The sequence below is a fragment of the Pseudoalteromonas sp. S3260 genome, from assembly GCF_005886925.1.
In the GTDB taxonomy this organism is placed as follows: Bacteria; Pseudomonadota; Gammaproteobacteria; order Enterobacterales; family Alteromonadaceae; genus Pseudoalteromonas; species Pseudoalteromonas tetraodonis.
Map to the genome: position 1 here is coordinate 1 of NZ_PNCV01000321.1, position 277 is coordinate 277.

The window sequence follows — 277 nt, forward strand, 5'->3', positions numbered from 1 at the left end:
CGCTGTGCATTGCGTGGTATTCTTAGCGCTATGAGGCCAATTGCGCCCTGATTAAAAGGCTAAGTACAATGGATAACCAACCCAATAACCCCCTGCATGGCGTTAAGCTGGAACAAATAGTGACTCGTCTAGTCGAGCATTATGGCTGGCAGGTGCTAGCGCAGCACATCAATATTAATAGCTTTAAGAATGACCCCTCGGTGAAATCATCGCTGAAGTTCTTACGTCGTACTCCTTGGGCGAGAGAGTAAGTAGAGCAGCTTTATATTAAAACCTT

1 protein-coding gene is annotated in these 277 nt (G+C 45.8%); it reads left to right on the forward strand.

Features of this window, described 5'->3' with window-relative positions; all coding sequences use genetic code 11:
• The first annotated feature begins 68 nt into the window (after positions 1-68).
• Positions 69-251: a VF530 family protein gene (locus CWC14_RS18645; RefSeq protein ID WP_138564365.1), complete on the forward strand. Its 183-nt coding sequence runs from the start codon at positions 69-71 to the stop codon at positions 249-251.
• Positions 252-277 lie beyond the last annotated feature (26 nt).